The sequence below is a fragment of the Spongiibacter thalassae genome, from assembly GCF_012272835.1.
In the GTDB taxonomy this organism is placed as follows: Bacteria; Pseudomonadota; Gammaproteobacteria; order Pseudomonadales; family Spongiibacteraceae; genus Spongiibacter; species Spongiibacter thalassae.
Genome location: NZ_JAAWWK010000001.1, coordinates 783,644 through 806,442, shown reverse-complemented (window position 1 = coordinate 806,442; position 22,799 = coordinate 783,644). Strand labels below are relative to the sequence as shown.

Sequence of the window (22,799 nt, the reverse complement as noted above, 5' to 3'; positions counted from 1 at the left end):
GCCCTATAATTTAGACACTATCTTCCTTTTTGTCACACTAAATTTGTATTGAATGAGCTTAAGTCGCGGTAAAACACCACCGGAATGCCTCTACCAGCTCCCCTCCTAAAACATGACTTTGAATCTTGCTCCCCAAAACAAACGGGCCTGGCGAGGCGTATTCACGGTGGACACACGGCCAAATTGATACCTGCGGTCAGATAAAAAAGGGGTATCAAACAGGTTTTTTGCGAACAAACTGGCTTCGTACCGACCCTGGGTATCCTCTATGCCCAGGACGGCATCCGCCAAGCCAAAAGCCCTCTGAATCGTCAACGGATCACCTTCAAGGGTGTACTGGACTTCATCCCGCCAATTCCAGTTAAGCAACAAGTATCCCCTGAGCGCGTTACTCACTAGCCGCTCGTAGCGGGCGGAAACGGTGTAGGACAGATCTGGTGTACCCACTGATTTACTGCCGGATACATCCTGATGATCGGGATTACCATTACCATCGCGGTCAATGTTGCAGCCCTGCTCGGGGCTCTGCTCAAAATAGCACTTCTCTAGTTGGCCACCGCCGCGCTCCGTATCCAGCGCCGTCAGCGAAGCATTTAGCGATAGCGCCTCCGTGGCTTGCAATGCTGCCGTCAACTCCAACCCCTGACTAACCAGGTCGCCGGCGTTTCGAGCTTGAGCCGTCGCACCAACTTCACCGGGTGGCCTTACCGCTACCTGAACGTCTTTATTCTGTTGGCGAAACACCGCCGCGTTCACCATTAGACGTTTATCAAACAGATAGGACTTCAAGCCAAACTCTGCTGACAGAGCCGTGGTAGGAAAGGCAAAGGGCTGTACCGAATCCGCCTGAGGCGCAACATCTGCTCCAATACCGATAAACCCCCTCGACAAGGTCGCATAGACGTTAAGCGCTTCCTTGGGAAACCAGGATGTACCGAGGCGCCCAGCCCATTCGTTTATTTCAATATCACGGGTAAAGTTACGCACTGAATCAGTAAGCGGAATGTTAAACTGTCCGTTATTGTTTTCCGAAGTAAAGTAGGGCTCCTCTGCGATAGTTAGCACGCGACGATCAAAGTGCTCTAGCTCCCCTTCCTCGTTATGTAAACGCAAGCCCGCAAACACATCGAAGTGATTACTAACATGCCAGGTAATATCGCTGTATAGCGCCAGCTCCTGACGGAACAGTTCAACATCCGACACTATAGCCAGAGCATAATAAGGTGCCTGTCCATTGGGGCCAGCAACTATCGCTGGAAAGGTAGTATCTGCAGAGCGGCTGGCCAGAAAATCGCCCCGTATCAATAATGCGATATCGTTCGGTATTCTCTGAGAAAAATCCCGGTAATGGCCACCAATCACCCAGTCATAGTCCTTATCGCTGAACGTCAGTCGTGACTCGTGGGTAAAATAAGAGACCGCAATATGGGCAGTGTGACCGTCGGCACTTGGTTCCTGGTTAAAATTGGACATAGTCAAGCCAACTAAATCCATATTCAGACGATTATTGGCCTGAGCCGGCGACGCGTCTATATCGAAAAGTGTGTCGTTAATGGTGTCCCGGTAACTGGTAATAGAAGTCAATAAACGACCTTCATCTATTTCCCAATTGAGCTCTGCGGTGACACCCCAGCTTTCGACACTGCCAAAAGACTCTTCGTTCTGGTTAATTTTGAATATATCGTCGATGACTTCCTGACCCACAGCCGCAGTACGTTCCGCACTGTCGCTGATGATCGTTACCGGCGCGGTATAGGTGATCAGTTCCCGGAAGTCACCGGTAAGAAGCAGGTCTACATTATCTACAGGTTTGAATAGTAATTTTGCAACGAAACCCTGTTCATCGTTACCACCGATATTTTTTCCACCGGGAAAGACGTTGACAATATGCCCCTCGCGTTTGCGACTGTAAGCGTACAAACGGCCATCAACATGGTCCGACAAGGGACCGTTAGCCATCGCGGTCAGCGACAACTCCTCATCGTCAGTGAGTTGCAGCTCCACAGATCCCTCAAATACATCCGTAGGCTGTCGCCTCACCAGATTAATCAAACCGCCTACAGCACTACCGCCGAAAAGCGTTCCCTGAGGGCCTTTCAACACCTCGACTCGCGATATATCTGACATATCCATCGTAAATTCGGTGTCCATCGCCAGGGGCACACCGTCAACAGCAAGAGCAACCGCAGGTTGTACGCCGGCACCCTCGACCAAACTGCTAAACCCGCGCATACCAAACAGCACCTGGTTCGGCCCGTTACCCTCACGAAGGGTCAGGGAGGGCTCCTGAAGCACAAGATCCGATACGGCATCGATCTTTAACTGAACCAATAGCTCACCATCAAAGACATTAATTGATATGGGCACATCCTGAATAGACTGCTCTCGCCTCTGCGCAGTGACCACTATTTCTTCTACTTTAGCACCTGTGGCTTTCTCCGCAGCCGACACATTGCAACAACAGAGAGTCAATGCTAAAACCTTAGCGGAATAAGCAAAGCGGAAAACTGCTTTTTGGGAAAACGTCATACTAATTATCTCTGTATTATTATTTTATTATTGCCCGAATAGCCTTACTTCTACCCACCCTGAACTCGATACCTACCCCGCCAGACTCCTTCACCATGTCTTCTCGCGCTTCAAGCTTATTAAAAAAGACGACCCACGCGGGGTAACACGTCTGGCCGTCAAGCGCGATCAAATCAGCTAAAAGGCAAAAAACTGGCTATTTCTCTTGAGCCGGCTTACATAAAATACTTATTAATCACATCGGAGCTTTTACACATTAGTTCGATCTTCGAACTACCCACCAACGCAAATTTACTTCCCTGACGCCTGTTTTAAGAAGCGAGCGATGATATTCCAACCCATATAATAAAAATCGTTTTATGTTCAATCTACATGGGCTTGGTCTTCACGCTTTTTGTAATAGTGAAAAATTATTCTTTTAAAAAAAGAGAACTCTAATACCTATATAAAACTATATTTACACATATGTAAATTATATTTTAATCATTTCCTTTGAGTTTGTTCAATTTTATAGATAGTCGTCATTGTTCAAAGGACACAAAGCCTTTAGCCATTGGCATAAGAAAATGCTATATTGTCAGGCTACGGGAACTGATAATTCCTTAATACAAACATTGCAGTAAGTGGAGTTTCAGAACTTGGTGGAAAGCGCAAAAATGGCAAGGAGCACAGGCGAAGCAAAAGCGGATTCAGGCTCTTCTCGCGGAAAAGGTCGCCCTTTTCAGCAGGACAGTGAGGACACACTGAGAGGGTTGTATCGCGTTGCTTACAAGCATTTTTTGATGCATGGAATTGAAGGCGCAAGTATTCAGGCGATTGCGAAGGAAGCCGGCGTCACCCGCCAGACTATTTATAATCGCTTCGGTTCAAAAGAGCAGCTTTTTCAAGCGGTGATTCGCGAGGGCGATTCACGTAAAACCGAAAGCTTTGTCAAGGATCCTCACCTTCAAAGCGATGATCCTGTTTTTCTATTTAACTATCTCGGCAATCTGCTGTACGAATTCTATACCGCCGAAGATAAACTACAGATATTTCAGGTACTGGATTCAGCACTGGCCAGGCACCCTGAAATCGCTTCGCGTCATACTCGTTCGGTGAACCAGGCTTACAAAATCGTCAAGAAGTATATCCAGCGCTGCAGCGCAGAGATCCCAAATGATATTGACGATAGTAACGGTGCCGTCCGCGATTTCTTCTCAATAATCTACGGCGCGGCCTTACCTGTTATTCAGGGCCGTGAAAAGGTACTGAAGGGCAGCAAAAGAAAGAATGAAATCAACGCCATTGTACTTCGCTATCTACGTGGCATTGGATTTACTGACCTTTAGCACGAGCGCGCCCGCATGATTCGCTGCAACAATAAACGTCAATAAAAAAGGCCACTGGGGAGTCGGTGGCCAGAGGGCATGTCACACCGCAAAATTTGAATTCGACATCGCTGAGACTTAGCTGTCTGCGACACCTACCGCTTTACGCCCGGACTTTTTCATCAGGTCAGCGGTATCCAGATATTCGCGCCATGAACAAATCAGTCCATCTTCGTCGAGTTCATAGACCGCTACCATGGAGTGTGGTTGTGGACGACCATTCACCATTGCATCATCAGCACGCTCTGTCATTACAATGCGCTCTGATGACACCATTTCGATAATATTGCACTTATTGTGGGTGACGTAGGTCATTTGCCGCAGGATTTCCGCACGCAGATTCTCGCGACCCTTGATAATCGGGCCACCCGGAACCCAGAGCTGCCACTCTGCGTCTTCTGACATCATTGATACAATTTTATCTACCTGTGGCCGTGACTCTGCGCTACCGTCGCCCCATAGATCACAAAATTCCTGAATAAATTCTTCCTGTTTTTTACCCATTTTTCACCTCTATTGTTATCGTTGACATTGGATTTTTAATCGCCAGTGAAGGCTAACCCTATACCAGATACTTGCGCACGACCGGCACCATCGGCGTGCCACAGGTCATACCTCCGTTTACCTGATAGAGCTGACCATTGACATAGGCGGACTCGTCAGATGCCAGAAACAACGCCATCTCCGCGATGTCTTCTGGCTTGCCCAATCTGGGCACATTCTGAATATCCATGAAAGCCGCTTTCATATCGTCGTTGGCCCACATTTCCATCGACTCAGTTTGAATAACACCCGGGAGAATCGCGTTGCAGCGTATTCCATCTTTACCGTAGGTCACCGCCAGCGATTGTACAAAATAGTTCACCGCTGCTTTTGAAGCACCATAAGTAAACTGTGATACTTCACCCGCTACTGAACTGGTAGATGACGTAAACAGAATTGATCCTTTACCCCGCTCCAGCATATACGGCAGGGCGTACTTACTTGCGAGCACACCTGAGAGTGCGTTAAATCGCATTTTTGTAAAGAATACTTCCGGGTCGAAGCTAAGGAAGTCGCGGTCACGAACCGACATTTCCCGACTGTTTATCACAGCATTATTAAATAACACATCGATACTGCCGTATTCCTTTACGGCGAGCTCAACCATCCCCTTGAGTTGCTCTTCCTCGCCAACGTCTACTTTCAACGGTGTGGCGCGACCGCCCTTTGCGACAATCTCTTCTGCGACCTTTGTCGCAGCATCTATATTGATATCGGTCACCAAAACTGCGGCGCCTTCATCTGCGAATCGCAGTGCCGATGCTCTGCCGATCCCGGCGCCAGCGCCGGTAATAACAGCGACTTTTTCCGCTAATCTACTCATAGCTATTTCCATCCCTGATTAATTTAATCGAATTTTTTATTGTTAAACGCATCGGTTATCGCAGCAGTACCTGCAGACTTTTCTGCAAGGATTTCCTGCCAGAATTTGCGAACGTCGCTATCGGGGTCTTTCTCTATACGTATTTCATTATCGTAGATCAAAACAGCGCGCTCTTTCAGGTTATATGCCGGCCACTCAGGTAGACCGAGGGTATTCGGGTGGCCGTTGCGGGCAAAGGCCGCAAAGGACTGGCTCATAGCCTTGGCCATATTTTCCTGGCTTTCGCCAACCCCCACCAGCCCTTCTGCGCTGTATACCGTATCAAACACAAAGGGTAACTCTACCGCGTGGGGGGAACGTAATTTCCCGCCAAGTACCGGGGTTTCCCAGTCAATTTTGTACATGTAGACAGGTGCCTTTCCAGCGCGCGCCTTACTCTCGGCGGCGAGAATGGTGTTGGTCGCAAACATTTGGTCGGTGACAATACTGCTCCACAGATGCATGGGCTTGTCATCTGGCCGCCGCTTACGATATAAGGAAATCGCCTGCTCGACTTTATCCTTGGGTACTACCATCGAAACCCGCGCTCGCAACTGCTCATCGGTCATGGTTTCCCATGTAGGGTCACTCAGGAAGACATTGGTGGCCTCATCCTTGGTGTAGCCCAGAAGTATTGGCACATCGCTCTGGTAGGACGAGGGTGTCGGTGCGAACGGGTTTTCAGTGACGTGTTTGCGGTCCATGTACGGGCCGAAGGGAAGCAGACCCATTTTCGCCGCTGCCTTCACCAGCGTATCCATTGGCAACTTTTGCAGCGTTTTCACGTCACCGGGTTTTACCCCGAGAATGGCGTATAGCTTTTCACCCACTCCCTTGGAGACCTCTTCACCGCGGCTTACCGGATTTGCGCCACTCTGCAAAATCGCCTTGTGGAACAGCCCCTTTGCTTCAGGCATCGCCAACAGCGTACTAACCTTACCTGCACCGCCAGATTGCCCAAAGATGGTTACATTATCGGGGTCACCACCAAACTCGGCAATATTGTCTTTCACCCATTCAAGGGCGCGAACAATGTCCAGCATTCCGGCATTACCTGAGCCCGCATATTGACTACCGGCCTTATCGCCCAGGTCAAAGAAGCCAAAAGCATTCAGACGGTGATTAAGACTCACCACCACGACATCGTTTCCACGAGCAAGGTTCGCGCCGTGATAATAGGCATCGCCGCCGCTACCGACAAAGAACCCTCCACCATGCAACCACACCATTACCGGATTACGCTGCTTTTTACCGATAGCGGGCGTCCACAAATCCAGAACCAGACAATCTTCGCTGATAGGCAATTCGGAAAAAGACAATACACTTGCCATTTCACCTGGCATTTTTACTTCCGGCTGTGGGCAACGGTCACCCTTTGCGTTTGCCTTACGCACACCCTTCCACTTTTCAGGCTTTTGGGGAGGAAGAAATCTCGCCTTTCCCGCTGTCGAAGCGCCGTAGTGAACACCCAGGAACTCATAGGCTCCTTTACTGACCTGCCCCTGCAACATTCCTTCGGTGGTTCTTACTATTGGTGCAGCATCCACGGCAGATTTCCCGACACCCGCGATTGACGCTACGGCCGTTGCTGACAACAGCAAAGCTCCCAGAATTTTCGATGTGTGGTGGTTGATAAATTTCATTACTAAACTCTCTTGATTCTTATGTATTGCTCCGCACTACCCTGACGGATAGCGCGAACGATTCTGCCTAGAAGTTATACATGGCCTGCATGCCCCAATAGAACTGCGCCTGGGCGGGCGTGTTTATCGCTACGCGCCCGAGAATGTTTACGCCCGAGGTCTTTGAGCCAGCAAAGAAGGTGTCCATTACGTTTTTGCCGAACAGTGACAGCTTGTATTTGCCATCGACTTCTTCGATACCCATAGCAACATCCAATAGGCCGTATGACTCCTGAACCGTCAACGGATCGCCGTCAAGATCAAACTGCACGTCGTCAGTCCAGGTCCAGCTGGTGGCCATAAAGCCACGTGTTGAGTTGGTTATTTGCGGAATCTCGTAACGCGCCGAGATGGTATAGGCCAGATCCGGCGTGCCGATTGAAGGATCGCCATCCACATCCTGACTTTCGGGTGTGCCGTCATCGTCAATATCCAGATTACAGCCCTCTTCTTCAGTCTGCTCGTGGTAACACGCCTCAGTAATATTGCGTCGCGCGGTGTCCAACGCGGTCAAAGAGGCGTTAAGACTCAGATTCTGCGTCGCCTGAAGACCCAGAGTAAGCTCGATACCCATGCTTTCAAGGTTACCGATATTTCTGGCTCGTGCCTGGAATTCACCGGGCGGAATAGTAGAGATCTGCACGTCCTGACTTTCCTGATGGAAAACAGCACCATTCAGCACAACCCGGTTGTCCATAAAGCTGGATTTAAAACCCAATTCAAACGACAACGCGGTAGTTGGATCGAGGTATTCCTTGCCCTCCACCGCGACAGCACTCGCGTCTACACCGGTGCCGATAAACCCGCGGGAAACGGTTGCGTAAATATTGGAACTGCTATTGATAAACCACGAACCGCCCAGCCGCGCAGCCCATTCCTCGGTCAAGCGCGAGCTGTCAAACGCGCCCACCTGATCCACCAGAATTTGGTTGAAAATACCCGTATCCGGCTCGGAGCTGAAAAAGGGCTCTGCAGCAGGTGTTATGGCAATTCGGGAGGTATGTCCCAAACTGGTTTTATCCCGGTGATAGCGTAAGCCACCGAATACGTCGAAATTGCTTGCCAGATGCCAGGTAACGTCACCGTAAATTGCCGCCTCTTCACGCTGCAAGTCAGCATCGGAGACAATCCCCAAGGCTAAATGGGCCGAGGTTGTCGGTAACGGTGGCGCAAACCCCACGCCGAGAATATCTTCCTCTGCGGCGGTATCCCCTCTCACCAACAGACCTACATTGGTCGGCGAAACCTGGCGGAAGTCGCGGTAGTAAAGCCCCACCACGGTGTCGAAGTCCTCGGTAAGGTTCTGGAACTTCAGCTCGTGGGTCCAGTAATCCGTGTCAATAACCGCGGTTTGTGCGCCGGCATCATCATCGATATTACTGATATTGGAGTCGGGGAAAAACACAAATGGCATATCGAGACGGTTGGTCACACTGGCCGGAGAGGAATCCAGATCAAAGGTCGTCAGGTTCAACAAATCACGATAGCTGCTGGTGGCCGTCAAGCTGAGGGTTTCCGACAGCTCCCAGGACATTTCCAGAGTGATGCCCCAGTTTTCCACCGCCCCGAAAGCATCCTGATTCTGGTTAATCAAGAAGGGATCAGCAATAACGTGAGCACCTACTGCTGCCTCCCGCTCAGGAACGTCATTAATTGTCGTTACAAGGCCGGTGTAGCTGATAAAGTCGCGATATTCGCCGGTAAGCAGCACATCAAAGGTATCGCTGACTGCAAAGGACAGCTTTGCAACTACACCGTTTTCGTCAATAGACCCCGCCCGCTTTGCACCGGGAAAGATGTTCTTGATATGGCCTTCCTTGTCCTTTTTATAGGCAAAAATACGGCCTGCGACATTATCACTGATCGGCCCGCCGGCAATAATTCGATAGATACGCTCATCGTCGCTGGAGACATCCAGCTCAACGCGGGCATCATAGACATCCTGTGGGCGTTTGCGCACGAGATTAATCAGGCCACCGACGGCATTACCGCCGAACAGAGTCCCCTGCGGGCCTTTCAGTATTTCGATTCGCTCAATGTCGGCAAACTCCATAACGAACTCGGAGTCCATCGCCAGCGGCACACCGTCAACCACCAGCGACACGGCTGGCTGAATACCCTGACCAAGGATGAGGCTACTGAAGCCGCGCATACCAAACTGCAGGGCATTAGGACTCATTCCGGCCTTCAGTGTTAGCGATGGCTCCTGCAAAACCAGGTCTTCAAAACGGTCAATTTTCATTTCGACCAATTTTTCGCCACTGAAAACGTTGATAGAGATAGGCACATCCTGCAGCGACTGTTCGCGTCTTTGCGCCGTAACAGTTACCTCTTCCAGCCTAATAACGTCTTTTTCCTTGGGTTCTGCGGTCTGGCCAGCGGCGTTAAAGGCGCAGGCCGACGCGACCACTCCAAGTGTCAAAGTGTTAATAAAGGAGTTGCTTATGCTTTTTTTCACTGATTAAGCCTCTTTATTATAATTATCAACAATGCGCATCAAGTACGCTTGGAAGACATGCTATTTTATATTTACATTCATGTCTAATTAATTATTTTAATACCTTTGGAAAAATGGGTCGGCAGCGTTGCAAACAACTCACTGCCGACCCGGCTGTTATTAGCCTATTGTTATAATGGGACGGGTGGCTAATTAACTCGTACTGCCCTGTATGACTGACAGCGACACTTTCGTCACTAGAACGAAGATGCGCTGGAAGATTCGCTTACCGTCAAATTAACCAGATACCCAAACACTCTTTCGCTCGCCGAGATCAATTTACAACAACTCGCACCGACACAAGGTTACTGACACGCCGACTCACTGCGGAAAAATCACCATCGCGATGGGAAGTCACCTTCGCGGTAACAAAATAGGATCCCACGGTATCAAATACCCGCTGCCGGGTAACATCAGCCCTTTCATCGGCGCGAGTCAGGTCTTCAGCATCGGTGAACTCGCCTTTACCCAACCAATCCCATTCAATGGCAATAATGCCGCCTGCGCCGGTGGGCACTTCAGCGTTCAGTACAAATTCAACCGACGTACCTGCGGCCACATCTGCCCGCGCGCCACCATTGGCTAGCAATGATAAAACCGGTTGAATACCCTTTCGTTTCGCCGCCGTATCTGGCAACACCACTCGGCCATCAGCGAAAGTATAATGCGTTTCCGCCGGCTTCTTACCCTGTTCTACCCACTCTGTTAAATCAACCAGCCCTTGCTCGATATGTGGCATATAATCCACCAGCCAGGTGGTGGTTGCCCTGTCAGGTGCGCTGGGCAGAAACGCAGGAGGAACGTGCTCAGCATTTTCTGTCCAGCGTAGACAGAAGTTCTCCTCCAGTCCCTTTTCCCCCTGAGCCATCTCTACAGCGCGGCGGTATATCACCCCCTGGGGAGGCCACAGCGACGCGTCATGGGTGTGATGTATCCACATCAGCTTCCCTTCATACTTGCCGCTATAGGCGACACCCATGTGGGGAGACTGCAAGGGCATATCGTGTTGCGGATAAATCGGCACGCCATCCAGACAAAGAAAATCATTCGCCGGGTCATCTGATACATGGTGGCGATAGTAGTAACAGAAGGCGAGAAAGGCGCGATTATCCACCTGCACCTCGTCTCCGGGTTGGACACCGGTAAAGCGAAGAATATTGGCATCGTCGCGACCGTCGCAGAACAACACTTCCGAGGCGAAGCTCGTACAGTATAGCTGGCGTCCCGCCGCAGCGCCGGTCAATACCTTAACCCCGGTGCCCAGCAAATAGCCGTTATCCATTCCCTCCAGCTGCACAGCCAGCGGAAAGTCTGGTCCCTTCGCCGCCATCATCATAGCCATCGGCTTGGCCCGTGCGTATTCCGGTCCAGCAAACTCAGGGCTTTGCAACAGTTCGCTGGCAGTCACTACCTTTTTCACTTTGGCGCGACAGTTGATCAAGTCGCCATTGACGTACTCGGGATTATCGAAGCCCACATAGCCAGGCTTCGACCAGAAGCTGCTGAAATAGTCCGCACCTTCCTCTTGCAACATATCGGCAATGGAACTCCACAGCCAAATTTGCCCCATGGGCTCTGCAATCATAAATTCGTCGCCGCGGGGGTAGCCCAGTCGATAAAGGCTGTCCAGCTCCTCCCGCTGGTGACTGGTCAAGCCAGCAAAGGGATTACCGCTGCCACCGGGGCGCATCGCATCGACCACTGAATGAATTTTATCGCCCAATAGCCGCTGCACATTAAACATACAACCAAAGTGCACGGGTTGTTCACTGCGTATACGGTCGCTCGTGCCATGTTCTGCGATCGCGCCGCCACCCATGAACGGCAGTGCACCATCGTAAACGTCCCCACCGTACTCCAGACAAAGCGGCGACCGGCGACCGCCACCGCTGCCACCCCACACATAGGAATAGCGCGGTGCCTCACCATAGACCTGAGCGGCGAGGTACTTGGACAATCTCGCCGACTCTACACTCGCGCGATGACCGTAAACGGTGGGATCTACCCCCACTGCCGGGTCAATGGTGTCGCCGATATGGCCCGAGTTCGATTCAACCATATACCCGCCCAGGCGAGCGATCATCGCTAGGCCACCCAGCATCTGCCCCATGAGGCCATCAAAGGCATCCTCGTGGCCGGCATGGGCGCCCTCGATGGGGTGAAACATTCTCGATTGGTAATCTTTTTCGTCGGGGAAGTAACAGGTAAAGCGCGTATCACATCCACTGAAACCGCCGTGGACATTGCGATGAGGGTAAGGCGTTTCACGCCACTCATCACGATCGATATAGGGCTGTCCGAAAACGCTGTCGGTGACCTTGTAGCCGTCAACCTCAAGTGTCGTATCAATGCGGGGAGATTCGCTGACTTCCATTTTCAATTCCTTTGTTTATTGGTTTTATTAGTGCACTCGAAATCATCATGACCGAACGCATATATTTACACTCGCGTAAATTTAATATCTTGTCAACACCGGAAGGCTGATAAAACGAAAATCTTCTCGCGAGTTCATCACTGACTCGCCAAAAGTCCGGCATTGGGGCGAGTAAAACAGAGGGCTCCGCGCGAGGCGAGTGAAGGTATATAACAAAGGAAAAGCACCGCCAGAGTACTGACGGTGCAAAAGCAAGCACTGGGCTCGGTGTTAGTTTCCGGCGGGAATTACCGGTAGCACAATATGGCTCGGATGTTCCGCCGAGTAATGGACGGTGATGTCCGCCGGATTTTCATTTGGAAACACGTAGGGGAAATCGCTTGAGCTGATCGCGACCGCAATCCGGTGTCCCTTTTTAATCAGCCAGGATGCGGGAAACAGCGCCACCTCGTACTTTACGATTTCACCGGCGGGTATCGCGTCCTGCCGACGATAGTCTGATTTATAACTGCGAAAGGTTCCCTTCAGGTAGCCTGGCTGTATCATCAGCCATGCGCCTGGCTGGGGTTCTGCTGTGGGGTCTTCGGCCACTTCATCGGGAAATACGTCGATTAACTTCACCACGAAATCGGTATCCGATGCGGTGGTAGACGCATACAGTGTCATGGTAATTGGCCCGGTAACTTCCATATCTTCCGCCAGCGGTTCCGACATGTAAACCACCCGCGACAGCGGATTTTCCAGGCGCTGGTCACCGCGATCACCGGGATCGTTATACCCGACAATATTGCGGTTTTCAGGATTGGTTTCATTATACGCCTGGGAAAAGCCGGTATAACCATTGCGCAGGCCATCGACCGGCGAATAGGTATAGGGGTGGGCGCCCGCTTCTTCGGGCAGGGTCGGCGTCAAGCTACCCTCAACCAATTGTTCTTCGAGTGGTAACGTCGTGGCCAACCCCTTGTTCAGATAGAGCGTTTGGTATTCGGTATTTGGCAGCGGCCAGTCGTCCGCCTGCTTCGGCACCCACTCCTGATAGGTCATATACCGAAAGCGCCCGTCATTCAGGTCAGCGGCAATACCATTGTCGACGTCTTTCAACCAGTAATCGAACCAGCGCAAGGCCTCCGCGGTAAAATCAAAACCGGGGGCGTTACCCGAGTGACTCATAAAGCCAAAAGCCATCATATTGTTGCTACCGCCAAAGGTCTCGTAGTCATCGACCGAACCAGCGACAAACAGGTCGTCCCAGGAACTCCATACCCATGCCGGAATATCAGTGCTCTCCCGATCTGCGATACCGAAAAAGTCCCAAAACTCATCCTTTTGCGGATGATCCCAGAATCCGTATACCGCGGGGCAATAGGGCGTTTGGGCCTGATAGACCTTATCGCTCCAGATCTTAACCATACGCTCCCACTGACTTTCATCCTGTGGTGGCGTATACGTGCCGTTCTGGGAGTACGCCAGACCACCGGGAATACTGCACACCAACGACGCGGTAGCCAGCGAGCGAATACCACCCGGATAGAGCAGCATGTAGCCATTACCACTGGTTACCTGCGGGATCATCGCCTTCCACGACGGCGGCGCAAAGGGGGCCGTTTGCACCTGACTTACGCCGTTACCGGAGCCGCCGATAGTACCAACGTTACCGGTAGACCACTCCTGTGCACCGAGCCACTCAATGGCATCGTAATTACGCAAGGCCCAGGCCGGATCACCGTAGTTCCAGGGGCCACCTTCGCTCTCGCCGGTGCCTGGTACATTCACATAGCCTGCAACATAGCCATTGCGAACAAATTCCCGAAAACTTACACCGAGGCCGGTGTCGGCGTCACAGCCGTCGGAGGAACCCGCACCAGTGGTATAGGAAAGCTCAACAATGACCGGGAACTTACCGGCGGCCTTTTCAGTGCTGTCTTCCGCTTCTGCGGGAAAACACAGATCGATATTCATCGTATCGCCGTACCGCGTCGTCAGGTAGGCCTCTTCGGTCACCATCCCCTCATAGGTACGCGCTGCCGGCGTGATTGGCGTACTGGCGGTCGGTGTTGAACCGCCGCCACAAGACGCCGTAAGAGATATCGTGCAGACAGCCAGGGCAGCTGAAAGACTTTGATGAATATTCATTTTATTATTCTCCGTAATACATTGAAACATCGGATCAAAAGCGGGCGTAATGCACCGCATTATTATTTTCTTCAGATTTACAGGGCCACAACATTGGTGCACTGGCGTAGCGAAAAATATAACGAATCTGGTCGGCTTATCGTTTTCTTTGAAAAAAGCTCAAGCAAGCGTGAGTCGGCGGCACACGTTCAATTGTTATCGTTGTTTTAATCGCTGAACCGGTAAACAAACAGTATGACTATTGCACACATATTACAATACTGTTCATTATTAAATTTATTTATATTCCCCCGCTATTATTTATTTCGGAAATCAGCATATTTAGCGATTAATTCACCAACACAACGATAATATCGGAAACGACAGGAAACTAATTAACGACCTAAAAGCGCTTAATCGCCATATAGTTACACAGATAATTAAATATTGTTTTTATATAATCCCCATCATCACAACATGGGCACGCAACGGCATAGCCAGCGGAAACGAAGCCCTGATGCGTTACCCGTGTGCGATGACTCATTCGGCCGCAACTTTCAGCCGTTTCTCACTTCCACACCCGACGCAATCAAATCGACGATAAAAGGCCGCCACAGCCTTTCACCATCTTCGGTCGTGGGGTCGATCTTTCCCAATACATTTACGACATAGCGATTGGTAAAGGTACTTCCCGCTATCAAGCCGATTGTTGCGAAAAGCAAATCCGGGTCGATGTCCTGTCGGAACACCCCCTCCTCCTTACCACGCCGCAGAATTTCCCTCAGCATCTCCGTCAACTCAGGCCCGAGCCGTGCAAACTGATTTCGCGGGGTATCATTATTGCAGTGATAGCGAATTCCGTCGTCGGCGAGTGACGCCATTAACGGGTTCTTGTAGTAAATTTCGAGGGTTTTATCAATCAGTTTGCGCAGCGCCAAAACAGGAGGTTGTCCGGTGATATTGGCTTGGTTTAATTCGTCGATTAAACCGGGCATGGCATCGTCTGACGAACGATCGATGACACAGGCAAACAGTTGATTCTTATTCTGAAAATAATGGTACACCAGCTGCTTGGTGACCCCGGCGTGATCTGCGATTTCCTGAATATTGGCATCCGCCAGGCCCCGCTCGGCAAATACGGCACTGGCTGCGGTAATAATATTGCTGATGGTGTCGGTCTTGTTGGTTTTTTTAGTCATTGCATCCGACCGTTGAGACTTCTACTACCGCAGCGCGGGATATACCGTACGCGGCAAATCAACACAGTCAGGCTGTGGCCTGTTAGCGATGCTGAATGCTCTTTTACAAACACTCAACACCCACACTGAACTACCGCCGTGGGAAGCGCAAATGAAAATTCGACCTCCCCGAATTAAAATAGCAATATTCGCCAACTTCGTCACAGACTGCCAAAAGTTTAACTATCGGCCACTCTGCCGCATATAAACAAGAGGAAACTCGTCAGTGCGTTCGCACTGACGAGTCAGGGAATGAATGGAGGACAGGGAAGAGAGAAAAGGTAGCGTGGACAACGGATGACCACAGCACAATGGAATGTATTACGCTTCGGTCATTATTTCCGCCGCTCGCATGGCCATGGCCATCATTGGTGCATTCGTATTGCCTGAAACCAGGGTCGGCATAATCGATGTGTCAACCACTCGCAGGCCTTCAACCCCACGGACTCGACACTTGGGGTCAACCACCGACGAGTCATCACTGCCCATACGACAGGTGCCCGCTACGTGATACGCCGTTTGGCCCATTTCGTGGAAGGCTGCAAGAATGTCGTCGTCGGAGGCGTAGTGGTAACCGGGCTTCACTTCATCAACGATAAATGGCCGTAAGGGCGCCTGAGCCACACAGTCACGCACCCACTTCACCAACGACACCGCATGATCGCGATCAACCTCACTACTCAAATAGTTTGCGCAGATATAGGGCTTTTGCCGATAATCCGCCGAGGTAATGCGTATTTCACCCTGGCTTTCCGGACGCAAAAAATAGCCGCCCATGGTCAACCCTGGTTCTTTCTCCAGCCTCACCCGCTGGCCATCGCCCACCAATGAATGCAGGCTAATGCCGATCTGCGCGTCGGGCAAATCGAGATCCGGCTGTGTTTTTACCACGCCTCCGGCCTCGTGGGCAGCGTGGCTCATGGGGCCTGTTTTCGACGCTATATATTGAACAACGGAACGCAGTAGCCCCGCTCCCTGAAACGCACTGTTAAGGCTGCCTCGGCGAACGCGATACTGCATTGCAAAATAACAATGTTCCCGCAGGTTTTTGCCAACCCCGGGGGCATTGTGCACTACAGGAATTCCCAATGACTGCAGCAACTCGGCATCACCTACCCCGGAAAGCTGCAGCAACTTGGGCGTTTCAATGGCGCCTGCGCACAGAATGACTTCCTTGTTAGCACTATAGCGCGTCGCCCCCTTCTTGCTTACCACATTCACCCCAACCACCCGACGCCCATCAAAGTCGATGCTCGATACCGTTGATTCCACCGCTACATGCAGATTTTTTCTGGACCGCACCGGTTTGAGGAAAACATCTGCTGCACTGCACCTCTGACCCTGCCAGATATTTCGGGTTTGGTAGCCAAGTCCTCCCTTCCAGGTCGTTTCCAGGTTGTTAATATCTTCGACCGTTGGGCTACCGATGGCCTCTCCGGCCGCAAGAATCGCCGCCACCAGTTCGTTGTCTTTTGGCTGCACCGTGACGCCAAGGGGGCCGCCCTGACCACGGGAAGCTGACGCTCCCAAAACATGGTTTTCCAGGGCGAGGTACTGACGGTGAATATTTTCCCAGCCCCACCCTTCGCAGCCAGCGGCCTGCCAGGCGTCATAATCCTGAGGAAAACCACGCATATACACCATGCCGTTGACCGAACTCGATCCGCCCAGTGTTCGCCCCTTCATCCACATTTCGCTGCGGGCGCCTTCTCGCGCTGCTGCCTGGTAATCCCACACATGGGCATTGCCCGGTTCCAGCAGCTTGCCAATACCACGAGGCATTCGAATAAAATAGCTTTTGTCGGCGGGACCACTTTCTATCAATAGCACCGATACACTGGGGTCTGCCGACAGCCGATTCGCCATCACGCAGCCCGCGGAACCCGCTCCCACAACAATGTAATCAAAATCCGAACGCATTGAGCCTCTACTCCTTACCCTTTACAACGATAGCCCTGAATTAAAAAAGGGGACACCAGGCGCCCCCCTCTCGGCGGTCAAGCATCACCCTACAGCCCGGTATCGGCTACTGTGGCAGCCAATAGGTTTGCAACGCCTGTGCTTCCTCTATATATAGCAGCGCTTCCTCGGGCAACAGGCTACCCTGGTTAACATTGCGCATCGCAGACGCTGTTACCGCCGCCACATAATCACTGTGCGTCGGATAACGCGCCTGAATATCAGCGATAGAAAACTCCTGAAAGCTGCCCCAGAACGTGCACTCGTCGCCTCGATTTATACCAATTGGAGCCTCTAGCGAAGGCAGACGGATACCGCCCCGTGCCAGGCCGTCATCGTCACGGACAATGCGATAATTGTCGTTCAATTCAATTCTGGGCATCGACTCTGGCACCACGCCCGTGGTCACCCAACGGTTCAGATGATGTAATGCCGCGGCGGTTGCCCGACCCTGTCCCAATTGATTCATCGGCAAGCCACAAAATGCCGGCTGCTCAACATAAACCGGAATATCAGCCGGTGCAGAGGCCTCCCGCGCCGCAAAGGCCGTCGCGTATGCCCAAAGCTGCTTGTCGAAATGGGAGGACCCCGCCACCTCCCAAACCCGGATCATCCCCCGGTCGGGGCCATAGGGTGGTGGCAATGGCTCAACAACACTATCGACCACCGGCGTGGTGTAATCGACTACCGCCCCCCCTTGCTCCGTTGCCAGAATTCCGTCTATCTCGGTCTCGGAAATAAAATGCATCACCGGCACACCAACATCGTCTACACCCTTTCCTTGCACTGGGCCAGTATGAAGAAAAAAGCCGTCGAACAACTGGTGTTCACGCTGAATAACGTCGCTGTAGGCCACCAGGCGAAACGACGACTGGGACTCTCCGCCAGCGATAATACGCTGCGGAGACAGCTCACCCATCGGCCCCGGCTGCAGGGCTTTATCGAACAAAACACGTCCGGCCTGGGCGTAGATGTCCCAGGAATAGGCGTCGCCGGGGTGCAACAATGGCCCGTAGCGAACCGGGTCCCAATTTTTAAGTGCGAGGGGGCTATTCCCGCTCACGCCGGTCTGCTGGGCGGAGACACCAACGTGAACAAAGCCCTCGCGCATTAGCATGTCATGGGCAGCATTCCACAGCACATCGGTATCGGACTGGCCGGTCACGTTGTACCATTCCAGAAATATCGTTCCATTAAAGGCTGCGGGGTCAATAGGTCGGCGTACCAATATTCGACTGACAAACTCCGCCTCAGGGCCACCTGTCAACGCGCCATCTTCATCCCGCTCCTGCGCGACCCCACTGAAAAAATACTCCTCTTCAACATAACCATAAGGCTCCAGTGGTGCCAGTTCGGCAACAGTCGCGCCGAAATACCGGCCCTTGGGTCCAGCGTCATCGGCAATCGGCCCGTTTAATTCCGGCACCTCGACACTGCTGGATTCGGCTCGCGGCGAATCAGGCGGCGGATTCGTCGTACCGGCGCCGCTTCCTCCTCCCGACGCAGTAGGCGACCCGCTTCCTCCTCCGCACCCACTGATAGCAATAACGGCTGTTGTCAGCATCACGACGACCATCCTTCGGACAAAGTTTATGGTCGACACGGGTTCCTTCATTTGGCGCAGTATAATTATTTTCAACACCGTGGATCTCCGAATAAAAAATTAGCTATCGTGGGTGATAGCTAATAGGACCAACTCCAGAAACCGGCACGTTCAACCACGGATGAACACTTCCACGAGCACCCGGGTCAAACGGCTCCGCCTCCTCAACTATTATTGTTATTAACTACAGTCTCTATCGTTACGCTGTGCGTCGATCTAGAAAAACGAATAACGCGCCTTGATACCCCAGTAGCGCTGCGCATCTCTGGGCGTGCGCACGTAAACCCGGCCAATCACGCCGTCGGTTTCGCCCGCTTGCGCAACATATTCCTGATCAAATACGTTTTTGCCGAAGAGGATAATCTGGTAGCGATCGCTGCGCTCGGTAATCCCCAGGCTGACATCCAGCAGGCCATAGGCTTCCTGAGTACTCAGGGGATCGTGACTGAGCTGGAAGAAGGTATCGTCCTGCCAGCTGTAACTCGCCGTTGCAAAAATATCGAAATCCTGACTTTCCAGCGGAAACTCGTAACGACCGGAAATGCTGTAGCTTACATCCGGCGTATCCACCGCCTGAGTGCCGGCAATGTCCTGCGCGTTTGGCGTACCATCACCATTATTGTCAATATTACAGCCGTCTTCTTCGGTTTGACCCACATAGCAGGTCTGAACCAGCGTACCGAATTCGGTGTTTAACCAGGTCGCCGCGCCGTCTATGCGCAGGTTGTTACTTACCTGCCACGCGAAGTCCAGCTCCAGGCCATAGCTTTCAATCAAGCCAGCGTTAAACGCTTCCGTTTCAATGGTGCCGGGAATTAAACGCGATACCTGAAGATTGTCCGTTTCCTGGTGAAAGACATCCGCATTCAAACGCAGGCGGTTGCCCAGCAACTCGGTTTTAATACCGACTTCGATCGCTTCAGAGGTACTGGGATCAAGTATTGCCCGCTCCTGGGTTGTAGTACGACCGGGATCAAAGGAAATACCGACAAAGCTGCGCGCCCAAGTCGCGTATACATTGGTGGTATCGCTGGCAAACCACGAGGCACCCGCGCGGGCTGACCACTCACCAATAGAGCTGTCGGCACTGAACTCGGTGGTATCATTAACCACCGGAGCACAACCCGGAGCATCGGGGGTAAAGGTCGCCTTCTGTGCGGTAGTGCTGAAACAGGTCGGCACGTCAGGCACTACGACATCGCGGCGGTAATGGTCAATGGCACCGTCTTCCTGGGTGTAGCGGAACCCGGCAAACAGGTCGAGATTGCTCAAGGTATGCCAGGTAATGTCGGTATAGGCCGACTTGGTCTCCAGCGTCATATACGCCTCAGGTGTAGTGGTATAACCGAAGTATTCGCCGGTACTGATCGGCAGCGCCACACCCGCTTCCTGTGCAAAAAACGAGTCTTTCAAATACAGCGCCACCTCGGCGAGCTGGTCCTCTTCGTAATCCTGATAAAACACACCGAAGGTCCAATCGACACTGTCCGTGCTTACGTCAAAGCGAAACTCCTGACTTACGTAATGCAGCTTATCGACGATGGGTTCTTCACTGTCGCTGTTGGGATTCAGATTGGATCGCGGAATATGAATTGCAGGCACATTCAGCGTGTTTTCAGCCGTCGCCGGTGACGCATCGATATCCTGATCGATATCCGAAAACCAGTCGCGGTAGCTGGTTATCGACTTGAACAGCAGTGAATCGTTGAGCTGCCAGCTCAAATCGGCGATGAACCCGGCGTTTTCAATATTCGCCTGGGTCTGCCGATCCTGATTGATTTTGAAAATATCCGACAGGGCTTCTTCACCAATCGCCGCGCGCCGATCCGGGTCGCTGACGATAGTGGGAATCTGCGGCTGACCACCATTGTAGGAATCGCGATACTCCGCGGTCAGCATCAGGTCCACTGACTCGGAAAAATCGAATTGCAGTTTGCCCATGGCCCCCCACACTTCTTCAAAGCTATCGTTGTCGATTCCCGGGGCGACGTTTTCAATATGCCCTTCCCGATCTTTATAAAATGCCGAAATTCGCGCTCTGACGTTGTCGGAAAGAGGCGCATTGACCATAAAGCGCGTCAGCGCCTCTTCGTCGGTGGTATAGCTCCCTTCAATAGAGGCCTCAAAGGTATCGCCGGGGGTTTTGCGCACCAGATTGATCAGACCGCCGGTGGCATTTTTCCCGTACAACGTTCCCTGCGGGCCCCGTAGCACTTCTACGCGCTGAATATCGCCCAGCTCAGTGGCAAATTCCCCCGCACGGGACAGGGGCGTACCATCAATAATCAGTGCCACACTGGGTTGAATACCACCCTGGCTGGAGAACGAGGTCACGCCGCGCATGGAGAAATTGGCGGTAAAAGCGAAACTCGCCGTGGTAAAGCGCAATGAAGGTTCAATACGCGCAATTTCGGACACCGAGTTGATATTCATCTCGCCCAGTTTCTGGTCAGAATAGGCGTTCACTGAAATGGGAACGTCCTGCAAACTCTGCTGACGCTTCTGTGCCACCACGATAACCTCTTCAAGAGATTTGGTCGCTGCTTTCTCTGCTGAATAGGCTGGAGAAGCTACCCCGGTAATCATTGTTAGCGCGGCCAACAGCCGTGCCGACGGAACACTCGCGCAATCAAACTTTTTCATTATTGTTTACCCTTGGCTCTTGCTAATGAGAACTCTCGATTTATATTTATATTTTTAAATGGCACGCAACACTGTTGCCGCATCTCAATCCTAGCTTACCCACTGGTGAGACACACCAAATATAAACACAAATATACATTCTGTTCAATTAAGTGTAAATAACAAATGATCAGAAATGAGACGGGCAACAGCTTTCGCTCCTGCATATCTAGGCGGAAATTTTTTCCTCATGGCATTTTGCTGTATCGAAACCTCCTGGGTATCAAAAAATATTGCGTAAAAACAATAACTAACAACAGACAGGGTCAGGTGATCACATCTTGCAATCGGCCGCACAAGGTCGCACTCCTTTCCCGATGACGGCATCTGAAAAAGAAACTTTGACACTGGCACAGGACAAACAGTAATCTACGCCAATATTGTCACATAAAGTCAAGGTTGACCGATGAAAACTGAAGGCCCCTGGGAACGCAAACGACGGCTGATGAGCCGTGAAATTGAAAATGTCGCACTTACCCTGTTCGAGGAAAAAGGCTTTGACCACGTTACTGTTGAGGAGATTTCCCAGGCAGTAGGCATGTCTACCCGTACATTTTTTCGTTATTTTACCAACAAGAATGACATTCTTGTGGCGTCCCCCAAACGGGCTCTGGAAGCACTGAGCGCAGCCATTCTTGCCCGGCCTGCCGACGAACCATTGCTCGAATCCTGGAAAGCCGTTGCCCTGGCACCGAACACCTGGAGCAAAGACGATATCGGCATGACCGACCAACTGCGCAATATCGTTACCCACTCCAAAGAGGCCATGGATTGTATTAACCACTTCCCTTCACTGAAAGAGCAATTACTCGATTGCATGGCAACCAAACTGCACTGCAAGCCCCACGACCTCAAGGCACAAATCGCCGCGTCGGTCATCCACGGAGCCATGTCCTCAGCCATCAGCAGCTGGCCCCGGGTAAGAGACACCAAAACCCTGGGTGACGTATTCGCCGAAACCTTCGACATACTTTGCGACCTGGGCTCGCTTAAATACTGACAACCGCCCCGGGGTCTGTCCCCGGGGACAGACCCCTCAAACGAATAACGATAAGAAAAGCTCTGTCTATAACTAAATCGTATTTCCCACTCGAACTACTTCGTCATACAGCGACATAGTAGTCTCAAAAAGACACAAACCTCGCCCGCTCTGAATAATTAATAATAGAGGAAATGAGCTTCATGCGCAGGAATCATCTGAGTGTACCGTCAGTTTCACTGCTATTGCTTACCCAATTTACGCTAGTTAGCCCCGCCGTGGGTGCGACTGGAGACACTGTAGATAAGCAAAAATCCACTTCCAACAGCCTTGAAGAAGTTGTGGTTACTGCCCAACGACGCGAGCAATCGC

At 51.7% G+C, this 22,799-nt stretch carries 13 protein-coding genes; 2 read left to right on the top strand and 11 right to left on the bottom strand.

What is annotated here, in order from left to right:
* Positions 1 to 105 precede the first annotated feature (105 nt).
* Positions 106 to 2,406, bottom strand: a complete 2,301-nt coding sequence (locus tag HCU74_RS03320) for a TonB-dependent receptor (protein WP_210425086.1) — start codon at positions 2,404 to 2,406, stop codon at positions 106 to 108.
* A 764-nt stretch (positions 2,407 to 3,170) separates the two neighbouring features.
* On the opposite strand from HCU74_RS03320, the gene HCU74_RS03315 reads away from it, so the two are divergent.
* Positions 3,171 to 3,857: a TetR family transcriptional regulator gene (locus tag HCU74_RS03315; protein WP_168448963.1), complete on the top strand. Its 687-nt coding sequence runs from the start codon at positions 3,171 to 3,173 to the stop codon at positions 3,855 to 3,857.
* Positions 3,858 to 3,974: 117 nt separating this feature from the next.
* Here HCU74_RS03315 and HCU74_RS03310 read toward each other — a convergent pair whose 3' ends face one another.
* The 10 genes from HCU74_RS03310 to HCU74_RS03265 form a co-directional block, all read right to left on the bottom strand.
* Positions 3,975 to 4,400, bottom strand: a complete 426-nt coding sequence (locus tag HCU74_RS03310; protein ID WP_168448962.1) for a nuclear transport factor 2 family protein — start codon at positions 4,398 to 4,400, stop codon at positions 3,975 to 3,977.
* 58 nt (positions 4,401 to 4,458) lie between these two features.
* Complete coding sequence (locus HCU74_RS03305; RefSeq protein ID WP_168448961.1) at positions 4,459 to 5,262, bottom strand: SDR family NAD(P)-dependent oxidoreductase; 804 nt, start codon at positions 5,260 to 5,262, stop codon at positions 4,459 to 4,461.
* Positions 5,263 to 5,285: 23 nt separating this feature from the next.
* Positions 5,286 to 6,944 carry a carboxylesterase/lipase family protein gene (locus HCU74_RS03300; RefSeq protein ID WP_168448960.1) on the bottom strand — a complete coding sequence of 553 codons (1,659 nt, stop codon included), beginning with the start codon at positions 6,942 to 6,944 and terminating at the stop codon, positions 5,286 to 5,288.
* 67 nt (positions 6,945 to 7,011) lie between these two features.
* On the bottom strand, positions 7,012 to 9,441 hold the full coding sequence (locus tag HCU74_RS03295) for a TonB-dependent receptor domain-containing protein (RefSeq protein ID WP_168448959.1): 2,430 nt from the start codon (positions 9,439 to 9,441) through the stop codon (positions 7,012 to 7,014).
* A 313-nt stretch (positions 9,442 to 9,754) separates the two neighbouring features.
* On the bottom strand, positions 9,755 to 11,854 hold the full coding sequence (locus tag HCU74_RS03290; RefSeq protein ID WP_168448958.1) for a tannase/feruloyl esterase family alpha/beta hydrolase: 2,100 nt from the start codon (positions 11,852 to 11,854) through the stop codon (positions 9,755 to 9,757).
* 270 nt (positions 11,855 to 12,124) lie between these two features.
* Positions 12,125 to 13,987, bottom strand: coding sequence for a CocE/NonD family hydrolase (locus HCU74_RS03285; protein WP_168448957.1), 1,863 nt, complete (start codon positions 13,985 to 13,987; stop codon positions 12,125 to 12,127).
* A gap of 536 nt (positions 13,988 to 14,523) precedes the next feature.
* A complete protein-coding gene (locus HCU74_RS03280) occupies positions 14,524 to 15,165 on the bottom strand; it encodes a TetR/AcrR family transcriptional regulator (RefSeq protein WP_168448956.1) in 642 nt (213 codons plus the stop codon).
* A gap of 360 nt (positions 15,166 to 15,525) precedes the next feature.
* Positions 15,526 to 17,124 carry a GMC family oxidoreductase gene (locus HCU74_RS03275; RefSeq protein WP_168448955.1) on the bottom strand — a complete coding sequence of 533 codons (1,599 nt, stop codon included), beginning with the start codon at positions 17,122 to 17,124 and terminating at the stop codon, positions 15,526 to 15,528.
* 106 nt (positions 17,125 to 17,230) lie between these two features.
* Positions 17,231 to 18,589 carry an alpha/beta hydrolase domain-containing protein gene (locus HCU74_RS03270; protein WP_168448954.1) on the bottom strand — a complete coding sequence of 453 codons (1,359 nt, stop codon included), beginning with the start codon at positions 18,587 to 18,589 and terminating at the stop codon, positions 17,231 to 17,233.
* Positions 18,590 to 18,982: 393 nt separating this feature from the next.
* Positions 18,983 to 21,409 (bottom strand): TonB-dependent receptor, encoded by a 2,427-nt coding sequence (locus HCU74_RS03265; protein WP_168448953.1) that lies wholly within the window; start codon positions 21,407 to 21,409, stop codon positions 18,983 to 18,985.
* Positions 21,410 to 21,854: 445 nt separating this feature from the next.
* Here HCU74_RS03265 and HCU74_RS03260 point away from each other — a divergent pair, with 445 nt between their 5' ends.
* Positions 21,855 to 22,448, top strand: coding sequence for a TetR family transcriptional regulator (locus HCU74_RS03260; protein WP_168448952.1), 594 nt, complete (start codon positions 21,855 to 21,857; stop codon positions 22,446 to 22,448).
* Positions 22,449 to 22,799: the final 351 nt, after the last annotated feature.

Excerpts from the sequence above, each read along its gene's own strand:
- HCU74_RS03310 (WP_168448962.1), bottom strand. The coding sequence starts at position 4,400 with ATGGGTAAAAAACAGGAAGAATTTATTCAGGAATTTTGTGATCTATGG.
- HCU74_RS03305 (WP_168448961.1), bottom strand. The coding sequence starts at position 5,262 with ATGAGTAGATTAGCGGAAAAAGTCGCTGTTATTACCGGCGCTGGCGCC.
- HCU74_RS03300 (WP_168448960.1), bottom strand. The coding sequence starts at position 6,944 with ATGAAATTTATCAACCACCACACATCGAAAATTCTGGGAGCTTTGCTG.
- HCU74_RS03290 (WP_168448958.1), bottom strand. The coding sequence starts at position 11,854 with ATGGAAGTCAGCGAATCTCCCCGCATTGATACGACACTTGAGGTTGAC.
- HCU74_RS03285 (WP_168448957.1), bottom strand. The coding sequence starts at position 13,987 with ATGAATATTCATCAAAGTCTTTCAGCTGCCCTGGCTGTCTGCACGATA.
- HCU74_RS03280 (WP_168448956.1), bottom strand. The coding sequence starts at position 15,165 with ATGACTAAAAAAACCAACAAGACCGACACCATCAGCAATATTATTACC.
- HCU74_RS03275 (WP_168448955.1), bottom strand. The coding sequence starts at position 17,124 with ATGCGTTCGGATTTTGATTACATTGTTGTGGGAGCGGGTTCCGCGGGC.
- HCU74_RS03265 (WP_168448953.1), bottom strand. The coding sequence starts at position 21,409 with ATGAAAAAGTTTGATTGCGCGAGTGTTCCGTCGGCACGGCTGTTGGCC.
- HCU74_RS03260 (WP_168448952.1), top strand. The coding sequence starts at position 21,855 with ATGAAAACTGAAGGCCCCTGGGAACGCAAACGACGGCTGATGAGCCGT.